Source organism: Microbacterium ureisolvens (genome assembly GCF_015278315.1).
Lineage (GTDB): Bacteria > Actinomycetota > Actinomycetes > Actinomycetales > Microbacteriaceae > Microbacterium > Microbacterium ureisolvens.
This window is the reverse complement of the sequence record NZ_JADIJE010000004.1, coordinates 165,079-185,121: the sequence shown is the minus strand read 5'-3', so window position 1 is coordinate 185,121 and position 20,043 is coordinate 165,079. Positions and strand designations below refer to the sequence as shown.

Sequence of the window (20,043 nt, the reverse complement as noted above, 5' to 3'; positions counted from 1 at the left end):
GATGTCACCGACGGCGACCCGGGCTTCGCAAGACTCTGTCACATTGACGGCTCGCATGGCCTGGGTGGCATACCCCTTCGCTATGCTGAGAAACACGCGCGCCCGTCGCCGATTCCCCCTTCTCCATCCGGACAAGGGCCGCGAGCCGGCCACGTTCTTGGGCGCACCTCCAGAGAAAGGCGGCCCGGTGTCGGAACTGGCTTGGGATGAGATCGATCGGCGCGCGGTGGACACCGCCCGCGTCCTGGCGGCGGACGCGGTGGAGAAGGTCGGCAACGGCCACCCCGGCACCGCGATGAGCCTGGCGCCGGCGGCGTACCTGCTCTACCAGCGCGTGCTGCGCCACGATCCCACGGACACCCACTGGGTCGGACGCGACCGGTTCATCCTGTCGGCCGGCCACTCGTCGCTCACCCAGTACGTGCAGCTGTACCTCGGCGGATTCGGGCTGGAGCTCGACGACCTGAAGGCGCTGCGCACCTGGGGCTCGCTCACCCCGGGTCACCCCGAGTACGGCCACACCAAGGGCGTCGAGATCACCACCGGCCCGCTGGGCCAGGGGCTGGCGTCGTCGGTGGGCTTCGCGTACGCGGCTCGCTACGAGCGGGGCCTGTTCGACCCGGAGGCCCCGGCCGGTGAGTCGCCGTTCGACCACCACATCTACGTGATCGCCGGTGACGGCGACCTGCAGGAGGGCGTCACCTCCGAAGCGTCGTCGCTCGCAGGCCACCAGGCGCTGGGCAACCTCATCGCCATCTACGACTCGAACCAGATCTCCATCGAGGACGACACCAACGTCGCCTTCACGGAGGATGTCGCCAAGCGCTACGAGTCCTACGGCTGGCACGTGCAGGTCGTGGACTGGAAGAAGACCGGCGAGTACGTCGAAGACGTCGCCGAGCTGTACGCCGCGATCGAGGCCGCGAAGGGCGAGACGGCCAAGCCGTCGCTCATCATCCTCCGCACCATCATCGGCTGGCCGTCGCCCGGCAAGCAGAACACCGGCAAGATCCACGGCTCCGCGCTCGGCGCCGACGAGCTCGCCGCGACGAAGAAGGTCCTCGGCTTCGACCCCGAGCAGTCTTTCGTCGTCGCCGACGACGTCATCGCCCACACCCGTGCGCTGGCAGACCGCGCCGCCACCGCGCGCGCCGAATGGCAGGAGTCCTTCGACGCCTGGGCCGCCGCCAACCCGGAGCGCAAGGCGCTGTTCGACCGCCTCGAGGCCGGCGAGCTGCCCGAGGACGTGGCATCCGCTCTCCCCTCGTTCGAGGCCGGCAAGGACGTCTCCACGCGTGCCGCGTCGGGCACCGTCATCAACGCGCTGGCCGCGGTGCTGCCCGAGCTGTGGGGCGGCTCGGCCGACCTCGCCGAGTCGAACCTCACCACCATCAAGGACGCGAAGTCGTTCATCCCGGCCGAGTGGTCGACCCACGAGTGGTCGGGCGACCCCTACGGCCGCGTGCTGCACTTCGGCATCCGCGAGCACGCGATGGGCGCGATCGTCAACGGCATCAAGCTGCACGGCCCGACGCGTCCGTTCGGCGGAACGTTCCTGATCTTCAGCGACTACATGCGCCCGTCGGTGCGTCTGGCCGCGCTGATGGACATCCCGTCGATCTTCGTGTGGACGCACGACTCCGTCGCGCTCGGCGAGGACGGCCCGACCCACCAGCCTGTCGAGCAGCTCGCGACGCTGCGCGCCATCCCGAACTTCACGGTGGTGCGCCCCGCTGACGCGAACGAGACCTCGGCCGCGTGGCTCGAGATCGTCCGCCGTCAGGGCGGCCCGTCGGGCATCGCGCTGACCCGCCAGAACATCCCGGTGTTCGCTCGCGGCACCGGCGAGGCGGAAGGCGACGTGTTCGCGTCGACCGACGGCGTCGCCAAGGGCGCGTACATCCTCGCCGAGGCTCCGAACGGCACCCCCGACGTGATCCTCATCGCGACCGGCTCCGAAGTGCAGCTGGCGGTCGCCGCCCGCGAGACTCTCGCCTCCGAGGGCGTCAACGCCCGCGTGGTGTCGGCGCCGTCGCTGGAGTGGTTCGACGAGCAGGACGCGGCGTATCGCGAGAAGGTCCTGCCCGCCGCCGTCAGGGCGCGCGTGTCGGTCGAGGCCGGCTCGGCGCTCACCTGGCGCGGCATCGTCGGCGACGCGGGCCGCTCGGTCGCGATCGACCACTTCGGCGCGTCGGCCGACTACAAGACCCTGTTCCAGAAGTTCGGCATCACCGCCGACGCCGTCGTCGAGGCCGCCCGCGAGTCCCTCGCGGCCACGGCAGCACTCGAACTCGCCGCGGCGAAGTAAGCACGAGGAGAAGGCAGCATGAGCACCCCCACCGAGAAGCTGGTCGCCGAGGGCGTGAGCATCTGGCTCGACGACCTGTCGCGCGAGCGGATCACGTCGGGCAACCTGACAGAGCTCATCTCGACGCGCAACGTCTCAGGCGTCACGACGAACCCGACGATCTTCCAGGGCGCCATCGGCGGCGGCGGACACTCGTACGCCGCGCAGATCACCGAGCTCGCCGCCGCGGGCGCGTCGGTCGACGACGCGATCTTCGCCGCCACGACCGACGACGTGCGCGACGCCGCCGACATCTTCCGTCCCGTCTACGACGCGACGAACGGTGTGGACGGCCGCGTGTCGATCGAGGTGTCCCCCGACCTCGCCCACGACACCGACGCCACGATCGCGCAGGCCAAGGAGCTGTGGGCCAAGGTCGACCGCCCCAACGTCCACATCAAGATCCCCGCCACGAAGGCGGGTCTCCCCGCCATCACCGCGGTGCTCGCCGAGGGCATCTCGGTCAACGTGACGCTGATCTTCAGCCTCGAGCGCTACGCGGCTGTCATCGACGCCTACCTCGCCGGCCTCGAGCAGGCCAAGGCGAACGGCCACGACCTCTCGCAGATCCACTCGGTCGCGTCGTTCTTCGTCTCGCGGGTGGACACCGAGGTCGACAAGCGCCTCACGGCTGTCGGCACCGACGAGGCCGCCGGTCTGAAGTCGCTCGCGGGCGTCGCCAACGCGCGCCTGGCGTACGAGCTGTTCGAGAAGGAGTTCGCCACCGACCGCGCGAAGGCGCTGAAGGACGCGGGCGGCAACGTGCAGCGTCCGCTGTGGGCCTCGACCGGCGTCAAGGACCCGTCGCTGCCCGACACGCTGTACGTCACCGAGCTCGTCGCACCCGGCACCGTCAACACGATGCCCGAGAAGACGCTCGAGGCCACCTTCGACCACGGCCAGATCGCCGGCGACACCGTCACCGGCACCTACGAGGCCGCGCACAAGGTGTTCGCCGACCTCGCGGCGGTGGGCGTCGACTTCGACGACGTCACGCAGGTGCTCGAGGACGAGGGCGTCGACAAGTTCATCGCCTCCTGGCACGACCTCCAGGGCACCGTGAAGACGGCGCTCGAGGACGCCCTCCAGGCGACCCGATGAGCTTCGACATCCACCTGTCGGGACGCGTCAAGACCGTCGTCGAGGCGACTCTGCCCGAACTCACCGCGAGCCTCGTCGCCTCCGGCATCACGGCCGGCGACTCGTCGCTGTGGGGTACCGCCGCCGAGGCCGAGGCGTCTCAGCGCCTCGGCTGGGTGGAGGCGGTCAGCGTCTCGCGCCCGCTCGTGGCCGAGATCCTCGCGTTGCGCGAGCGCCTGCGCTCGCGCGGCGTGACGCGGATCGTGCTCGCGGGCATGGGCGGCTCGTCGCTCGCGCCGGAGGTGATCACGCAGACCGCCGGTGTGCCGCTGGTGATCCTCGACTCGACGGCTCCGGGGCAGGTGCTCGCCGCCATCGACGGCGACGCCCAGGCGGGCGATCTGACGCGCACCGCGCTCGTGGTCTCGTCGAAGTCGGGCTCCACCGTCGAGACCGATTCGGCCAAGCGGGCCTTCGAGGCCGCCTTCCGAGACATCGGCATCGACCCCACCGAGCGCATCGTGGTGGTGACCGACCCCGGCTCACCGCTGGACGAGCAGGCGCGCGCCGACGGCTACACGGTGTTCAACGCCGACCCGACCGTGGGGGGCCGGTACTCGGCGCTCACCGCGTTCGGGCTCGTGCCGGCGGGCCTGGCGGGTGCCGACATCTCCGAGCTGCTCGACGAGGCGGAGGCGTCGCTGCTCGAGGTGTCCATCGACAGCCCCGACAATCCCGCGCTCGTGCTCGCCGCCGCCATCGCGGGCGGCGAGCCGCGCAAGGACAAGCTCGGCCTCGTGACGGACGGCACCCACATCGTGGGACTGCCGGACTGGATCGAGCAGCTCGTCGCCGAGTCGACCGGCAAGGACGCCACCGGCATCCTGCCCGTCGTCCTCCTCCCCGTCTCTCCGGAGATCGACGCCCCGCCCGCCGACCTGCAGATCGTGCGGTTCGTCGACGAGGCGAAGCAGTTCCACCTGTTCGAGCACCACGAGGGCGAGATCCTCGTCAGCGGCTCGCTCGGTGCACAGTTCGTCGTGTGGGAGTACGCCACGGCGATCGCCGGACGGATGCTGGGCATCAACCCGTTCGATCAGCCGGACGTCGAGTCCGCCAAGGTGGCCGCTCGCGGTCTGCTGGATGCGCGCCCCGAGGCGACGGCACCCGCGTTCGCCGTGGAGGGCGTCGAGGTGCGCGTGTCGGACCCCGCGCTCGCGGCATCCGGAACCGTCGCCGGCGTCCTGGACGCGCTGTGGGCACGCCTGCCGGAGGACGGCTACGTCGCGATCCAGGCGTACGTCAACCGACTCGAGCTGTCGCAGCTCGCGGGCCTGCGCGAACTCGTCGCCGCCGACGCCGGCCGGCCGGCGACGTTCGGATGGGGACCCCGGTTCCTGCACTCGACCGGTCAGTACCACAAGGGCGGCCCCGCCAACGGCGTGTTCCTGCAGATCCTCGAGCGCACCGACGTCGACCTCGAGATCCCCGGCCGGCCGTTCACGTTCGGCCAGCTCATCCAGGCGCAGGCCGCGGGCGACGCGGCCGTGCTCGCCGAGGGCCACGGCCGTCCCGTCGTGACCCTGACCCTCACCGACCCCCAGATCGAAGTGCTCTCGCTCTTCGAAGCGGCCCAGTAGGAGTTCGAGCCCCCACATGACCGTCGAGATTTCGCGCGGGCACAACCCGCTGCGCGACCCCGAAGATCGCCGCCTCAACCGCATCGCCGGTCCGAGCGCGCTCGTCATCTTCGGCGTCACAGGAGACCTCTCCCGCAAGAAGCTCATGCCCGCCGTCTACGACCTCGCCAACCGCGGCCTGCTGCCTCCCGGCTTCGCGCTCGTCGGCTTCGCGCGCCGTGACTGGGAGGACCAGGACTTCGCGAAGGTGGTTTACGACGCGGTGCGCCAGCACGCCCGCACCGAGTTCCGCGACGAGACGTGGCAGCAGCTGCTCCAGGGCATCCGCTTCGTCTCGGGCGAGTTCGACGACCCGGACGCGTTCCGCCGCCTCAAGGAGACGGTCGACAAGCTCGACACCGAGCGCGGCACGATGGGGAACCACGCGTACTACCTGTCGATCCCGCCCAAGGCGTTCCCCCTCGTGGCGGAGCAGCTGAAGGCGTCGGGTCTCGTCGACGACACCGCCGACCAGCCCGACCGCTGGCGACGCGTCGTCATCGAGAAGCCGTTCGGTCACGACCAGGAGTCGGCGCGCGCCCTCAACGACGTGCTGCGCTCGGCGTTCCCGACGGACTCGATCTTCCGCATCGATCACTACCTCGGCAAGGAGACGGTCCAGAACATCCTGGCGCTGCGCTTCGCGAACGAGCTGTACGAGCCGATCTGGAACCGCAACTACGTCGACCACGTGCAGATCACGATGGCCGAGGACATCGGCGTCGGCGGCCGCGCAGGCTACTACGACGGTGTCGGCGCAGCGCGCGACGTGATCCAGAACCACCTGCTGCAGCTCATGGCGCTCACCGCCATGGAGGAGCCCATCTCGTTCGACGCCGCAGACCTGCGCGCCGAGAAGGAGAAGGTGCTCGCGGCGGTCACGGTCCCGGACGACCTCGAGCGCTCGACCGCGCGCGGTCAGTACGCGGGCGGCTGGCAGGGCGGCGAGAAGGTGCTCGGCTTCCTCGAAGAGGACGGCATGAACCCCCGCTCGACGACCGAGACCTACGCGGCCGTCACTCTCGAGGTGAACACCCGCCGCTGGGCCGGCGTGCCGTTCTACCTCCGCACCGGCAAGCGCCTCGGCCGCCGCGTCACCGAGATCGCCGTCGTGTTCAAGCGCGCGCCCGAGCTCCTGTTCTCGCGCAGCCAGACGTCGGGCCAGGGGCAGAACGCGCTCGTCATCCGCGTCCAGCCGGACGAGGGCGTGACGATCCGCTTCGGCTCGAAGGTGCCGGGCGCCGGCGCGCAGGTGCGCGACGTCACGATGGACTTCGGCTACGGCCACGCCTTCACCGAGGCGAGCCCCGAGGCCTACGAGCGACTCATCCTCGACGTGCTCCTCGGCGACCCGCCGCTGTTCCCGCGCCACGAAGAGGTCGAGCTGTCGTGGAAGATCCTCGACCCGATCGAGAAGTTCTGGGACGCCCAGGGCGGACCCCTCGAACAGTATTCGCCCGGGTCGTGGGGCCCGGATTCCGCGGACGAGATGCTCGCCCGCGATGGTCGCACCTGGAGGCGCCCGTGATCGTCGACCTTCCCGACACCACCGTCAGCAAGATCTCCCGCGCGCTGGTCAACGTGCGCGAGGAGGGCGGCGCGGTCGCACTCGGCCGCGTGCTGACACTCGTCATCCTCACGCGTGAGGCGGCCGTCGAAGAGGTGATCGAGGCCGCGAACGACGCGTCGCGCGAGCACCCGATGCGGGTCATCGTGCTGATGATCCCTGACGGCGACGACGGCGAGTCGCGTCTCGACGCCCAGATCCGGGTCGGCGGCGACGCCGGGGCGAGCGAGGTCGTGACGCTGCGCGCCTTCGGCGACGCCGGCCGTTCGAACCTCGAGAGCCTGGTGACCGGCCTGCTGCTGCCCGATGCCCCGGTGGTGGTCTGGTGGCCCAATCGGACGCCCGAGAACATCTCGAAGACGTCGATCGGCCGCATCGCCCAGCGTCGGATCACGGATGCCGCGACCAAGTCCGACCCGTCGGGCTTCGTCGCGGGGCTCGGCGACCAGTACGCGCCGGGTGACACCGACCTCGCCTGGACGCGTCTGACGCGCTGGCGCGAGCAGCTGGCCGCGATCCTCGACCAGCCGCCGTTCGAGCCCGTCATCGGCGTGCGCGTGCGCGGCGCGTCGGACTCGCCGTCCACGGCCCTGCTCGCCGCATGGCTGCGCCTCACGCTCGATGTGCCGGTCGACTGGGCCTACCTGGACGCCGAGGAGTGGCCGCACGGGATCAAGTCGGTGGCGCTCGTCCGCGCGAGCGGAGAGGTGCTCCTGGAGCGTCCCACCCCCGGCGTGGCGATCCTCACCCAGCCCGGCCAGCCCACGCACGACCTCGCGTTCCCGCGCCGCACGCTGCGCGAGTGCCTCGCCGAGGAGCTTCGTCGCCTCGACCCGGACGTCCTGTATGGTCGAGTGATCACCGAGGGTTGGGAGCTGCTCGATCCTCCGGCGACGAAGGAGACGCAGGCCAGATGAGCGTGACGCGGGTGACGGACGGGGTTCGAGCGGATGCCTGAAGGCTGGGCCGAGAAACGCGTCGTCATCAGTCCCGATCCCGCCGAGCTCGCCGCATCGGTCGCGCCCCGGTTCCTGAGCCGAGTCGCCAAGCGCGTCGACGAGGGCAAGCTCGCCCACATCTCGCTCACCGGCGGGTCGATGGGGTCGGCCGTGCTCGCCGCAGCGGCGCGCAACCCGCGCGCCGAGCAGATCGACTGGTCACGCGTCCACTTCTGGTGGAGCGACGAGCGCTGGGTGCCGCTGGGTCATGGCGACCGCAACGACGCCCAGGCGCGCGAGGCGCTGCTGGACCGGCTCGACATCCCGGCCGAGAACATCCACTCGACGCTCGGCAGCGACAGCGGCACGGACCTGGATGCCGCGGCCGCCGCGTACGCCGCGGAGCTGGCTCGATTCCCCAGCCGCGAGGGCGCCTGGCCGTCGTTCGACGTCTGCTTCCTCGGCGTGGGGCCTGACGGCCATATCGCATCGCTGTTCCCCGACCGCGCCGAGATCCAGGTCACGGACCGCTCCGTCGTGGCCGTCCGCGACTCCCCCAAGCCGCCGCCGGAGCGCATCACGATGACCCGACCGGTGATCAACAGCTCCAAGCGCGTGTGGCTCGTGCTCGCGGGCACCGACAAGGCCGCCGCCCTGGGCCTCGCCCTGGCGGGCGCGAGCTACGACAGCGTGCCTGCCGCCGGTGCGAAGGGCCGCAAGCGGACGACGTTCTTCGTCGACAGGGCCGCCGCGGCCCAGGTTCCCCCCGAGCTCATCGACCGGGAGTATTGACGCCTGAACATACGAGAAGAGCGGATGCCGAGGCATCCGCTCTTCTCGTATGTTCAGGGCCGCGTCACTCCTGACCGCGGCGCTCCCGCAGCTGCTTGAGCGCGTCGTCGAGGAGGGTCTCCGCCTCTTCCTCGGTGCGGCGCTCCTTCACGTACGCGAGGTGCGTCTTGTACGGCTCGGTCTTGGCGACGGCCGGCGGGTTCTCCTTGTCGCGGCCGGCCGGCAGGCCGGAGTGCGGCGAGTCGATCGTGTCGGGGATCTCCTCCTCGGGGATTCCCGCCGCGAAGTAGCGCACCGTCTCGTTGCCCAGGGCGTCCCAGTACGAGATCGCGATGCGCTCGGCGTGGAACCCGTGGTCCTGCTCGCCCATCGGACCGGCACCGACGCGGGTGCCGCGGATCGCGTTGCCTCCGGTGGCCATCAGAGAGCCTGGAACTTCGTGATCAGGCCGAGGGCCACGATGGACGCGAACCACACCAGCGCGAGCACCACGGTGAAGCGGTTGAGGTTGCGCTCGGCGAGCCCGGAGGAGCCGAGGGCGGAGGTCATGCCGCCGCCGAACATGTCGGACAGGCCGCCACCGCGCCCCTTGTGGAGCAGGATGAGGAGGGTCAGCAGGAGACTCGTGATGCCGAGAAGCACCTGCAGGACGAACTCGAGGATCTGCACAGTCGTTGAAGCCTTTCGCTGCGATCATTCGCCGATCGCACAACGGTCAAGTATACGGGGCGAAGTCGTTTCGTCTCGTCCCCCGCTCGACGACCGGAGTGTCCGGTCGTCGAGCGGGCGAAGCAAGACGAAGCGCCGTCAGACGCCGACGTGCTTCTGGTAGCGGATGATCGCCGCGAACTCGTCGACGACGAGGCTCGCACCGCCGACCAGCGCGCCGTCCACGTCGGGTTCGCGCATGAAGCTCGCGATGTTCGCGGCCTTCACCGATCCCCCGTACAGGATGCGGGTACGTGCCGCGGCGTCGGCGCCGAGCTTGTCGGCGATCACCTCGCGGAGCTTCGCACAGACCTCCTGTGCCTGCTCGGGCGACGCCACCTCACCGGTGCCGATCGCCCAGACCGGCTCGTAGGCCACGACGAAGTCGGCATCTGCGGGTACGCCCTCGAGGGCCACCTCGAGCTGACCGACCGACACGGCGGTGGGGCCGGACTCCTCACGCTGCTCCAGCGTCTCGCCGACGCAGATCACCGGGACCAGCCCGTGCTTGATCGCCGCCTTGACCTTCGACGCCACGACCTCATCGGTCTCGGCGTGGTACTGCCGGCGCTCGGAGTGGCCGATGATGGCGTAGCGCGCGTCGAGCTTCGCCAGGAACGCGCCCGACACCTCGCCCGTGTACGCACCAGAGTCGTGCGCCGACACGTCCTGCGCGCCCAGGGCGAACGGGATCTTGTCGGCGTCCAGCAGCGTCTGCACGGTGCGCAGGTCGGTGAAGGGCGGGAAGACCGCGACCTCGACCGAGCCGTCCTCGTGCTTGGCATCCTTGAGGGTCCAGTGCAGCTTCTGCACGAACGCGACCGCCTGCAGGTGGTCGAGGTTCATCTTCCAGTTGCCCGCGATCAGCGGGGTGCGGCTGCTCACTGCCATCCGAGGACCTCCAGTCCGGGGAGCTTCTTGCCCTCGAGGAACTCCAGGCTCGCGCCGCCGCCCGTCGAGATGTGACCGAACTGGTCGTCGGCGAATCCGAGCTGACGCACCGCGGCCGCCGAGTCGCCGCCGCCGACGACCGACAGGCCGTCGACCGCCGTGAGCGCCTTCGCGACCGCCTTGGTGCCCGCCGCGAACGCCGGCATCTCGAACACGCCCATCGGGCCGTTCCAGAAGACGGTGGTCGACGAGCGGATCGCGGCGGCGAACAGCTCCGCCGTCTGGGGCCCGATGTCGAGGCCGAGGCCTTCGGCACCGAACGCGGTGTCCTCGAGCGCGTCCGCCGGGGCGACGACGTGGTCGGCGTCGGCGGCGAACGCCGAGGCCATGACCGCGTCGACGGGAAGGATCAGCTCGACGCCGCGATCGGCGGCATCCGCGATGTACCCCTTGACGGTGTCGATCTGGTCGACCTCGAGAAGGCTCTTGCCCACCTTGTAGCCCTGCGCGGCGAGGAACGTGAACAGCATGCCGCCGCCCACGAGGATCTTGTCGGCGCGCGGAAGCAGGTGCGCGATGACGCCGAGCTTGTCGCTGACCTTGGAGCCGCCGAGCACGACCGTGTAGGGCCGCTCCGGGTTCTCGGTCAGGCGGTCGAGCACGTCGACCTCCTTCTCGATGAGGAAGCCCGCAGCCGACGGCAGGATCTCGGCGAGGTCGTAGACGGACGCCTGCTTGCGGTGGACGACGCCGAAGCCGTCCGACACGAGCACGTCGCCGAGGGCGGCCAGCTCCTCCGCGAAGGCGCGGCGCTGCGCCTCGTCCTTCGCGGTCTCACCGGGGTTGAACCGCAGGTTCTCGATGACCGCGACGTCGCCGTCCTCGAGTGCGGCGACGGCCTCCTGGGCGGACTCCCCCACCGTGTCGCGCGCGAACGCGACCGGCTTGCCGAGGAGCTCCGAGAGTCGCTGTGCGACCGGCTCGAGGCTGTACTTCGGGTCGGGTGCCCCGTCGGGACGACCGAGGTGGGAGCAGACGATGACGCGGGCGCCCTGGTTGATCAGGGCGTTGAGCGTGGGGAGCGTGGCCCGTACACGGCCATCGTCCGTGATGACCGCGTCCTTGAGGGGGACGTTGAGGTCAGCACGGACGATGACACGCTTGCCGGCCAGCGAACCCAGCGTGCTGAGGGTGCGCAGAGCCATGGGGATCAGAGCTTCGAGGCGACGATCTCGGTGAGGTCGACGAGGCGGTTGGAGTAGCCCCACTCGTTGTCGTACCAGCCGACGACCTTGACCTGGTTGCCGATGACACGGGTCAGGCCGGCGTCGAAGATGCAGGAGTGGTCGTCGGTGACGATGTCGCTCGAGACGATCTCGTCCTCGGTGTACTTGAGGATGCCCTTGAGCGGCCCCTCGGCTGCGGCCTTGTAGGCGGCCTTGATCTCGTCGACGGTGACCTCGCGCTCGAGCTCGACCGTGAGGTCGGTGGCCGAGCCGGTGGGAACCGGCACGCGCAGCGCGAAGCCGTCGAGCTTGCCCTTGAGCTCCGGCAGCACCAGGCCGATGGCCTTGGCCGCACCGGTCGAGGTCGGGACGATGTTGAGGGCGGCGGCGCGCGCGCGACGCAGGTCGCTGTGCGGGCCGTCCTGGAGGTTCTGGTCGGCGGTGTAGGCGTGCACCGTCGTCATGAGGCCCTTGACGATTCCGAACTCGTCGTTCAGGACCTTCGCGAGCGGCGCGAGACAGTTCGTCGTGCACGAAGCGTTCGAGATGATGTGCTGCGTCTCGGGGTCGTAGGAGTCGGCGTTCGCGCCGATGACGAACGTGCCGTCCTCGCCGCTGGCCGGGGCCGAGATGAGGACCTTCTTCGCTCCGCCGGCGATGTGCTTGCCAGCGTCGGCGGCCTTGGTGAAACGGCCGGTCGACTCGATGACGATGTCGACGCCGAGCTCGCCCCAGGGCAGGTTCGCGGGGTCGCGCTCCTCGAAGACCTTGATGGTCTTGTCGCCGACGGTGATCGAGTCCTCGGTGTACGAGACCTCCTGGTCGAGGCGACCGAGGATCGAGTCGTACTTGAGAAGGTGCGCGAGCGTCTTGTTGTCGGTGAGGTCGTTCACCGCCACGATGTCGAGGTCCGCACCCTGCGCGAGAGCCGCGCGGAGGTAGTTGCGTCCGATTCGGCCGAAGCCGTTGATGCCGATCTTGACAGTCACGGAATTTCTCCTGAGATGTGTCGTGCGCGAGTGCGCGGTTGGTGCGATGCGAACGAGGACAACGGCGTCCCGGCGGGCTGTCCCGCCGGGACGGCCGCGCCTATTAGGACAGTACCAGCAGGCCCGAGGTCTTCTGGCGGGCTGCGTCGAGGCGCTGTGCGACGTTCTGCCAGTTGGCGATGTTCCACACCGCCTTGACGTAGTCGGCCTTCACGTTGAGGTAGTCGAGGTAGAAGGCGTGCTCCCACATGTCGAGCTGGAAGATCGGCACCGTGCCCTGCGCGGTGTTGCTCTGCTGATCGAAGAGCTGCTGGATGATGAGCTGCTCGCCGATCGGGTCCCAGCTGAGGACCGCCCAGCCCGAGCCCTGGATGCCGGTCGCCGCGGCGGTGAAGTGCGCCTGGAACTTGTCGAAGCCGCCGAAGAACTCGTCGATGGCGGCGCGCAGCTCGCCCTCGGGCTCGCCGCCGCCCTCGGGCGACAGGTTGGTCCAGAAGATCGAGTGGTTGACGTGACCGCCGAGGTTGAACGCGAGGTCCTTCTCGAGCTTGTTGACGTTCGCCAGGTTGCCGGTCTCGCGCGCCTCGGCGAGCTGCTCCAGCGCGGTGTTCGCGCCGGTGACGTACGCCTGGTGGTGCTTGCTGTGATGAAGCTCCATGATCTTGCCGCTGATGTGCGGTTCGAGCGCGGCGTAGTCGTAGGGGAGGTCGGGCAAGGTGTACTTCGCCATGTTCTCTTCTTCCTGTCGGCGCGCGCCGAATCCCCGGCGCAGCGAGGGTGACGGATTCATCCTACTGAGCGGCAACGCGCTCGCGCCGGGGTTGCTTCCCACTGTGACGTGTGGGAAGACGGATGCCGCGGCCGCGGCATCCGTCTTTCAGAATCAGTCCTCGATACCGGCGGGAACGGCGGACTCGGTGCCCGGCAGGCCCTCGGCCTCGGCCTTCTTGTCCGCCATGGCGAGCAGGCGACGGATGCGGCCGGCGACGGCGTCCTTCGTCAGCGGCGGGTCGGCGTGGTGCCCGAGCTCGTCGAGGCTCGCGTCACGGTGCGCGAGGCGCAGGTCGCCGGCCTGACGCAGGTGGTCGGGCACCTCGTCGCCCAGGATCTCGAGCGCGCGCTCGACGCGCGCGCACGCTGCGACGGCAGCCTGTGCCGAGCGGCGCAGATTGGCGTCGTCGAAGTTGACGAGGCGGTTGACGCCGGCCCGCACCTCGCGGCGCTGGCGCATCTGGTCCCACTCAGCCGCGGCGCGGACGGCGCCCATGGCGGCCAGCGCGGCGCGGATGGCCTCGCCCTCGCGCACCACGACACGTGGGATCCCCCGGACCTCGCGGGCCTTGCCCGCGATCCCGAGCCGGTGCGCGGCGCCCACGAGCGCCATCGCCGCCTCGGACGAGGGGCACGTGATCTCCAGCGCGGCCGAGCGCCCCGGGTCGCTCAGTGAGCCGGCGGCGAGGAAGGCACCGCGCCAGATCGCCGCGAGGTCGCCGCGCGAGCCGGTCGTGAGCTTGTTGGGGAGCCCGCGGACCGGGCGGCGGCGCTGGTCGAGCAGACCGGTCTGGCGGGCGAGCGTCTCGCCGCCCTCGATGACGCGCACCGCGTAGTGGCTGCCGGTGCGGGCACCGGAGCCCTGCACGTGGACCAGCTCGGGGCGCACGCCGTAGAGCTCCACGAGGTCGCGCGCGGTGCGCCGGGCGAGGATGTCGGAATCGAGCTCCGCCTCGACCGCGACGCGGTTCGCGATCGAGTGCAGGCCGCCCGAGAATCGCAGCAGCGACGTGAGCTCGGCCACCCGCGCGGTGGGGCGCGGGTCTCGCACGGTGATCAGCTCGGCCTTCACGTCAGCGGTCAGCGACACGGGTCTCCTTACGAGGTCTTTCGGGAACGACCGTCAAGCCTACCCGGCCGCTCCGGCCGGTGAAGCGCTCACTCGCGTCCGAGGTCGCGATGGCTGACGCGCACGGCCACGCCTGGCACCTTCGCAAGCCGGTCGGCGAGCTCGCGGATCATCACGACCGAGCGGTGCTTTCCGCCCGTGCAGCCGACGGCGACGACCGAGTGGCTCTTGTTCTCGCGCTGGTAGCCCTCCAGCACCGGAACCAGTGCCCGGCTGTAGGCCTCGAGGAACTCGCTCGCGCCCTCCTGCGCCAGGACGTAGTCCCGCACCTCGGCGTCCTCGCCGGTGAAGGGCCGCAGCTGCTCGTCCCAGAACGGGTTCGGGAGGAACCGCATGTCGGCCACGAGGTCGGCGTCCGGCGGCAGCCCGTACTTGAACCCGAAGCTCTGAAGCGTGACGGTGTGCCGCGCCTGACCCTCCTCGGTGAAGAGGTCCGCGACCTTCGTGGCCAGCTGGTGGATGTTGTACGCCGACGTGTCGATGATGATGTCGGCGCTCTCGCGCACCGCCGCCAGCCGAGCGCGTTCGCGGCGGATGCCGTCGAGGATGGTCCCCTCGTCCTGCAGCGGGTGCGGCCGCCGCACCGCCTCGAATCGGCGGACGAGCACGTCGTCGGAGGCATCCAGGAACATCACCCGGATCTGGCGCCGTTCCCGGAGCGAGCGCATGGCGTTCGGCAGGTCGAAGAAGAGGTCGCGCCCGCGCACGTCGACCACGACCGCCACGCGCGGCAGCACTCCCCCGGCGATCTCGGTGAGATCCAGCAGCGGCTTGAGCATCTGCGGCGGCAGATTGTCGACGACGTACCAGTCGAGGTCTTCGAGGGCGTTCGCCGCCGTCGATCGTCCGGCGCCCGACATCCCCGTGACGATCAGCACTTCTCCGACGTCCTGACGCGTCGCCTCGCCCATGACCACCCCCGTCCCGAACAGCCTACCCACTGGCGGCGGCCGCGGGCTCCGCCAGGTGCGCGTGGATCGCGGAGGCCAGCTTCGGGCCGACACCCGGGAGCTCGGCGATCTCGTCGGGCGTCGCCTTGCGCAGCGCCGAGACGGATCCGAAATGCCGCAGCAGCGCCTTGATGCGCGCCTCGCCGAGGCCGGGGACCTCCGCCAGCACGCTCTGGATGTCACGGCGACGGCGCTTGCGCTGATGGGTGATCGCGAAGCGGTGCGCCTCGTCGCGGAGGCGCTGCAGCAGGTAGAGCGCCTCCGAGGTGCGCGGCAGGATCACGGGGTACTCCTCCCCCGGCAGCCACACCTCCTCGAGCCGCTTCGCGATGCCGCACAGCGCGACCTCCTCGTGCCCGGCGTCGCGGAGGGCACGGGCGGCCGCTTCGACCTGCGGTTTGCCGCCGTCGACCACGAGCAGCTGGGGACGGTAGGCGAAGCGCGCGCGACGCCGCTCCGTCACGACCGTGCCGTCGGCGGTGGCGTCGGCCGCGGCATCCGTCTCGCCCTCCTCCGGCCGGTCGAGGTAGGCCAGCCGGCGCCGGAGCACCTGGTAGAGAGAGTCGGTGTCGTCGGTCGTCTCGGCCACGCCGAAGGACCGGTACTGGTCCTTGCGGGGCAGTCCGTCCTCGAAGACCACCATCGAGGCGACCACGTTGGTGCCGCTCAGGTGCGACACGTCGAAGCACTCGATGCGCAGCGGCGCCTCGGCGAGGTCGAGGGCCTCCTGCAGGTCGGTGAGCGCCTGCGTCCGTGCGACGTAGTCGCTGGTGCGACGCGTCTTGTGGAGCATGAGCGCCTGCTGGGCGTTGAGGCTGGCGGTGCGCATGAGGTCGGCCTTGCGGCCGCGCTGGGCCACCTGGATCGTCACGCCCTTGCCGCGGCGTCCGCGCAGCCACTCCTCGAGGTCGGCGGCGTCGTCGGGCATCGCGGGCACCAGCACCTGGCGCGGGATGTCGGCGCCCGCCGCGTTGCCGTACGTGCGCTGCAGGACCTGATCGACAAGGTCGCCCCCCGAGATGTCGATCTCCTTCTCGATCGTCGTGGCCCGCACGCCGCGTACGCGGCCGCCGCGGATGACGAAGTGCTGAACGGTGGCGGCCAGTTCGTCCTCGGCGATGCCGAACAGGTCGGCGTCGGTGTCGGTGGCGAGGACGAGGGCGCTGCGATTGAGGACGGCGTCGATCGCCTGAAGGCGATCACGGTACCGGGCGGCCGCCTCATAATCCATCGCGGCGGAGGCCTCGCGCATCCGCGCAGTGAGTTCTTTCGTGAACCGCTGGTCGCCGCCGGCCATGAAGGCGATGAAGTCGTCGACGATCGCCCGGTGCTCCTCGATCGTCACCTTCATCGAGCAGGGCCCGCCGCATCGGCCGATCTGCCCGGGGAAGCAAGGCCGTCCGGTGGCCATGGCCTTCTTGTACGACGAGTCGCTGCAGGTGCGGATCGGGAACACCTTGATCATCAGGTCGATCGTGTCGTGCACCGCCCACACCTTCGGGTACGGGCCGAAGTACTTCGCGCCCGGGATCCGGCGATTGCGGGTCACGATGACGCGCGGCGCCTCGTCGCCGAGCGTGACCGCCATGAACGGGTACGACTTGTCGTCCTTGTAGCGGACGTTGAACGGCGGGTCGAACTCCTTGATCCACTGGTACTCCAGCTGCAGCGAGTCGACGTCGGTCGCGACGACCGTCCACTCGACCGACGCGGCGGTGGTGACCATGCGTCTCGTCCGCTCGTGCAGCGTGTGCAGCGGTGCGAAGTAGTTCGACAGCCGGGCGCGCAGGTTCTTGGCCTTGCCGACGTACAGCACGCGCCCGTCCGCGTCGCGGAAGCGGTACACCCCGGGATTGGTGGGGATCTCGCCGGGCTTCGGCTTGTACGGAACGGTGGGTGCGGTGCGCGCCATCCCGCTCAGCCGGCCTTGCGCACTTCGACCCGCTCGGCGTCGGCGCGGGCGGCGTCGATGTCGGCGCCGTCGTTCTCCGGCTTGCCGTGACCGGCCACCGCGTGCGTGGGCGCGCGCAGGCCCAGCACCTCGGCCAGGAACGCGCCGGTGTGGCTGCCCTCGACGCGTGCGACCTGCTCGGGCGTGCCCGTCGCGATGACCTGACCGCCGCCGGAGCCGCCCTCGGGACCGAGGTCGATCACCCAGTCGGAGGACTTGATGACGTCGAGGTTGTGCTCGATGACGATGACGGTGTTGCCCTTGTCGACGAGGCCGTTCAGCACCTCGAGGAGCTTGCGCACGTCCTCGAAGTGAAGGCCGGTCGTCGGCTCGTCGAGGACGTAGATCGACCGGCCGTTCGTGCGCCGCTGCAGCTCGGTGGCGAGCTTGACGCGCTGCGCCTCGCCGCCCGAGAGCGTGGTGGCGGACTGGCCGAGCCGCACGTAGCCGAGGCCGACGTCGACGAGCGTCTTGAGGTAGCGGTGGATCGCCTGGATCGGCTCGAAGAACTCCGCCGCCTCGGCGATCGGCATCTCGAGCACCTCGGCGATGTTCTTGCCCTTGTAGTGCACGGCGAGCGTGTCGCGGTTGTACCGCTTGCCGTGGCACACCTCGCAGTCGACGTAGACGTCGGGCAGGAAGTTCATCTCGATCTTGATCGTGCCGTCGCCCGAGCACGCCTCGCACCGGCCGCCCTTGACGTTGAAGCTGAAACGCCCGGGCTGATAGCCGCGCACCTTCGCCTCGGTCGTCTCGCTGAACAGCGTCCGGATGCGATCGAACACGCCCGTGTACGTCGCCGGGTTCGACCGCGGTGTCCGGCCGATCGGCGCCTGATCGACGTGCACGACCTTGTCGAGGTTCTCGAGGCCCGTCACGCGCGTGTGCTTGCCGGCTACCCGGCGCGCGCCGTTCAGGCGCGTCGCGAGGACCTGGTACAGGATGCCGTTGACCAGAGAGGATTTGCCCGATCCGCTCACGCCGGTGACCGAGGTGAGCACGCCGAGCGGGAAGTCGACCGTCACGTTCTTCAGGTTGTTCTCGCGCGCGCCGACGACGGTCACCTGGCGCTTGCGGTCGATCTTGCGGCGCTTCTTCGGCGTGGGGATCGCGCGCCGGCCGGAGAGGTAGTCGCCGGTGATCGAGTCGGCGTCGGCGAGGAGCTCCTCAATGGGACCGGAGTGGACGACCTCGCCGCCGTTCACGCCGGCGCCCGGCCCGATGTCGACGACCCAGTCGGCGGCGTGGATGGTCTCCTCGTCGTGCTCGACCACGATGAGGGTGTTCCCGAGGTCGCGCAGGGCGACGAGCGTCTCGATGAGCCGGCGGTTGTCGCGCTGGTGCAGGCCGATGGACGGCTCGTCCAGCACGTACAGCACACCGGTCAGCCCCGACCCGATCTGGGTGGCGAGGCGGATGCGCTGCGCTTCGCCGCCGGAGAGGGTCGCGGCGGCGCGGCTGAGGCTGAGGTAGTCGAGGCCGACGCGGATGAGGAAGTCCAGGCGCAGCCGGATCTCGCGCAGCACCGCCGCGGCGATCGTCGCCTCGCGCTCGGTGAGGGTCAGACGCGCGAAGTACTCGCGCGCCTCGCCGAGGCTCAGGCGCGAGGCGTCCGCGATCGAGTGCCCGTGCACCTGGACCGCCAGCACCTCGGGCTTCAGGCGCGCACCGTCGCACACCGGGCACGGCACCTCGCGCAGGTACTCGGCCCAGCGCTGGCGCTGCGTGTCGGACTCGGCCTGCGTGTACTGCCGCTCGATGTAGGGCACGACGCCCTCGAAGCCCGACGAGTAGCGCATCTCACGCCCGTAGCGGTTCTTCCACCGCACGGTCACCTTGTAGTTCTCGCCCCGCAGCACGGCTTCGCGCACCGCGGCGGGCAGCCTCTTCCAGGGGGTGTCGAGGGAGAAGCCGAGATCGCTGGCCAGTCCTTCGAGCAGCCGTTCGTAGTACTGGAAGAGTCCCTTGCCCTGCGTGGTCCACGGGATGAGGACGCCCTCGCGGATCGACAGGTCCTCGTCGCCCAGCATCAGCTCGACGTCGACCGACATGCGGGTGCCGAGGCCCGAGCACGCGGGGCAGGCGCCGAACGGCGCGTTGAACGAGAACGTGCGCGGCTCGATCTCGGTGAGCTGCAGCGGGTGCCCGTTGGGGCACGCGAGCTTCTCGGAGAACGACTGCCACGCGGCGTCGCCCTCCTCGTCGACGAAGTTGACCTGCACCACTCCGCCTGCCAGCGACAGCGCCGTCTCGACGGAGTCGGTAACGCGGTCGAGGATGCCGGGCGCGGCGACCAGCCGGTCGATCACGACGGCGATGTCGTGCTTGTAGCTCTTCTTGAGGGCCGGCGGCTCAGCCAGCTGGATCATGTCGCCGTCGACGATGGCGCGGGCGTAGCCCTTGGCACCCAGCTCCTTGAAGAGGTCGACGAACTCGCCCTTCTTCTGGGTGACGACGGGAGCGACGATCTGGTATCGCGTGCGCTCCGGCAGCTCCATGAGCTGGTCGGCGATCTGCTGCACCGTCTGCCGCTGGATCACCGCGCCGCACTCGGGACAGTGCGGGATGCCGATGCGCGCCCACAGCAGACGCATGTAGTCGTGGATCTCGGTGATCGTGCCCACGGTCGAGCGCGGGTTGCGGTTCGTCGACTTCTGATCGATCGAGACCGCTGGGCTGAGTCCTTCGATGAAGTCCACGTCGGGTCGGTCGACCTGACCGAGGAACTGCCGCGCGTACGCGCTCAGGGACTCGACGTACCGGCGCTGGCCCTCGGCGAAGATCGTGTCGAACGCGAGGCTCGACTTGCCCGAGCCCGAGAGCCCCGTGAAGACGACCAGCGAATCGCGCGGGATGTCGAGGTCGACGTCCTTCAGATTGTGGACGCGGGCACCGCGGACGCTGAGCTTTCCGCTGGTGCCGCCGACGGCGTTTCCGGGCATGTTTCCAGGCAGGGCGACAGGGACGATGGGCACCAGACAAGTGTAGGCGGGGCCTCCGACATGGGCGCCGGGGAGGCTTCGTT

16 protein-coding genes are annotated in these 20,043 nt (G+C 70.0%); 6 read left to right on the top strand and 10 right to left on the bottom strand.

Going from position 1 to position 20,043, the window contains the following annotated elements:
* Window positions 1-187 precede the first annotated feature (187 nt).
* The 6 genes from tkt to pgl are packed head-to-tail and all read left to right on the top strand — an operon-like array spanning window position 188 to window position 8,403.
* The gene (tkt, locus tag IM767_RS08185; protein WP_109209335.1) at window positions 188-2,308 is read left to right on the top strand and encodes a transketolase; all 2,121 of its coding nucleotides are present in this window, start codon (window positions 188-190) and stop codon (window positions 2,306-2,308) included.
* Between the two features lie 18 nt (window positions 2,309-2,326).
* Complete coding sequence (tal, locus tag IM767_RS08180; RefSeq protein ID WP_109209334.1) at window positions 2,327-3,448, top strand: transaldolase; 1,122 nt, start codon at window positions 2,327-2,329, stop codon at window positions 3,446-3,448.
* Window positions 3,445-5,067: a glucose-6-phosphate isomerase gene (locus tag IM767_RS08175; protein ID WP_109209333.1), complete on the top strand. Its 1,623-nt coding sequence runs from the start codon at window positions 3,445-3,447 to the stop codon at window positions 5,065-5,067. The genes tal and IM767_RS08175 overlap by 4 nt, the downstream gene beginning before the upstream one ends.
* 16 nt (window positions 5,068-5,083) lie before the next feature.
* Window positions 5,084-6,634 carry a glucose-6-phosphate dehydrogenase gene (zwf, locus tag IM767_RS08170; RefSeq protein WP_109209332.1) on the top strand — a complete coding sequence of 517 codons (1,551 nt, stop codon included), beginning with the start codon at window positions 5,084-5,086 and terminating at the stop codon, window positions 6,632-6,634.
* Complete coding sequence (locus tag IM767_RS08165) at window positions 6,631-7,590, top strand: glucose-6-phosphate dehydrogenase assembly protein OpcA (protein WP_109209331.1); 960 nt, start codon at window positions 6,631-6,633, stop codon at window positions 7,588-7,590. Before zwf ends, IM767_RS08165 begins: the two co-directional genes overlap by 4 nt.
* A 33-nt stretch (window positions 7,591-7,623) precedes the next feature.
* The gene (gene pgl, locus IM767_RS08160) at window positions 7,624-8,403 is read left to right on the top strand and encodes a 6-phosphogluconolactonase (protein ID WP_109209330.1); all 780 of its coding nucleotides are present in this window, start codon (window positions 7,624-7,626) and stop codon (window positions 8,401-8,403) included.
* A 64-nt stretch (window positions 8,404-8,467) separates the two neighbouring features.
* On the opposite strand, the gene IM767_RS08155 is transcribed toward pgl, so the two are convergent.
* From IM767_RS08155 to uvrA, 10 genes are all read right to left on the bottom strand, one after another.
* Window positions 8,468-8,824, bottom strand: a complete 357-nt coding sequence (locus IM767_RS08155; protein WP_109209329.1) for an RNA polymerase-binding protein RbpA — start codon at window positions 8,822-8,824, stop codon at window positions 8,468-8,470.
* Window positions 8,824-9,072, bottom strand: coding sequence for a preprotein translocase subunit SecG (secG, locus tag IM767_RS08150; protein WP_045298839.1), 249 nt, complete (start codon window positions 9,070-9,072; stop codon window positions 8,824-8,826). The genes IM767_RS08155 and secG overlap by 1 nt, the downstream gene beginning before the upstream one ends.
* A gap of 138 nt (window positions 9,073-9,210) precedes the next feature.
* The gene (gene tpiA / locus IM767_RS08145) at window positions 9,211-10,002 is read right to left on the bottom strand and encodes a triose-phosphate isomerase (RefSeq protein ID WP_109209328.1); all 792 of its coding nucleotides are present in this window, start codon (window positions 10,000-10,002) and stop codon (window positions 9,211-9,213) included.
* Window positions 9,993-11,207 carry a phosphoglycerate kinase gene (locus tag IM767_RS08140; RefSeq protein ID WP_109209327.1) on the bottom strand — a complete coding sequence of 405 codons (1,215 nt, stop codon included), beginning with the start codon at window positions 11,205-11,207 and terminating at the stop codon, window positions 9,993-9,995. The genes tpiA and IM767_RS08140 overlap by 10 nt, the downstream gene beginning before the upstream one ends.
* A 5-nt stretch (window positions 11,208-11,212) precedes the next feature.
* Entirely contained in the window at window positions 11,213-12,217 is a 1,005-nt protein-coding gene (gene gap / locus IM767_RS08135; RefSeq protein ID WP_109209326.1) for a type I glyceraldehyde-3-phosphate dehydrogenase, read from the bottom strand.
* Between the two features lie 103 nt (window positions 12,218-12,320).
* Entirely contained in the window at window positions 12,321-12,947 is a 627-nt protein-coding gene (locus IM767_RS08130) for a superoxide dismutase (RefSeq protein WP_109209325.1), read from the bottom strand.
* A gap of 153 nt (window positions 12,948-13,100) precedes the next feature.
* Window positions 13,101-14,078, bottom strand: coding sequence for a DNA-binding protein WhiA (gene whiA, locus IM767_RS08125; RefSeq protein WP_109209324.1), 978 nt, complete (start codon window positions 14,076-14,078; stop codon window positions 13,101-13,103).
* Between the two features lie 68 nt (window positions 14,079-14,146).
* The gene (rapZ, locus tag IM767_RS08120; protein WP_109209323.1) at window positions 14,147-15,028 is read right to left on the bottom strand and encodes an RNase adapter RapZ; all 882 of its coding nucleotides are present in this window, start codon (window positions 15,026-15,028) and stop codon (window positions 14,147-14,149) included.
* Between the two features lie 22 nt (window positions 15,029-15,050).
* Entirely contained in the window at window positions 15,051-16,979 is a 1,929-nt protein-coding gene (gene uvrC, locus IM767_RS08115) for an excinuclease ABC subunit UvrC (RefSeq protein ID WP_109209322.1), read from the bottom strand.
* Between the two features lie 5 nt (window positions 16,980-16,984).
* The gene (uvrA, locus tag IM767_RS08110) at window positions 16,985-19,993 is read right to left on the bottom strand and encodes an excinuclease ABC subunit UvrA (protein WP_422613769.1); all 3,009 of its coding nucleotides are present in this window, start codon (window positions 19,991-19,993) and stop codon (window positions 16,985-16,987) included.
* Between the last annotated feature and the right edge of the window lie 50 nt (window positions 19,994-20,043).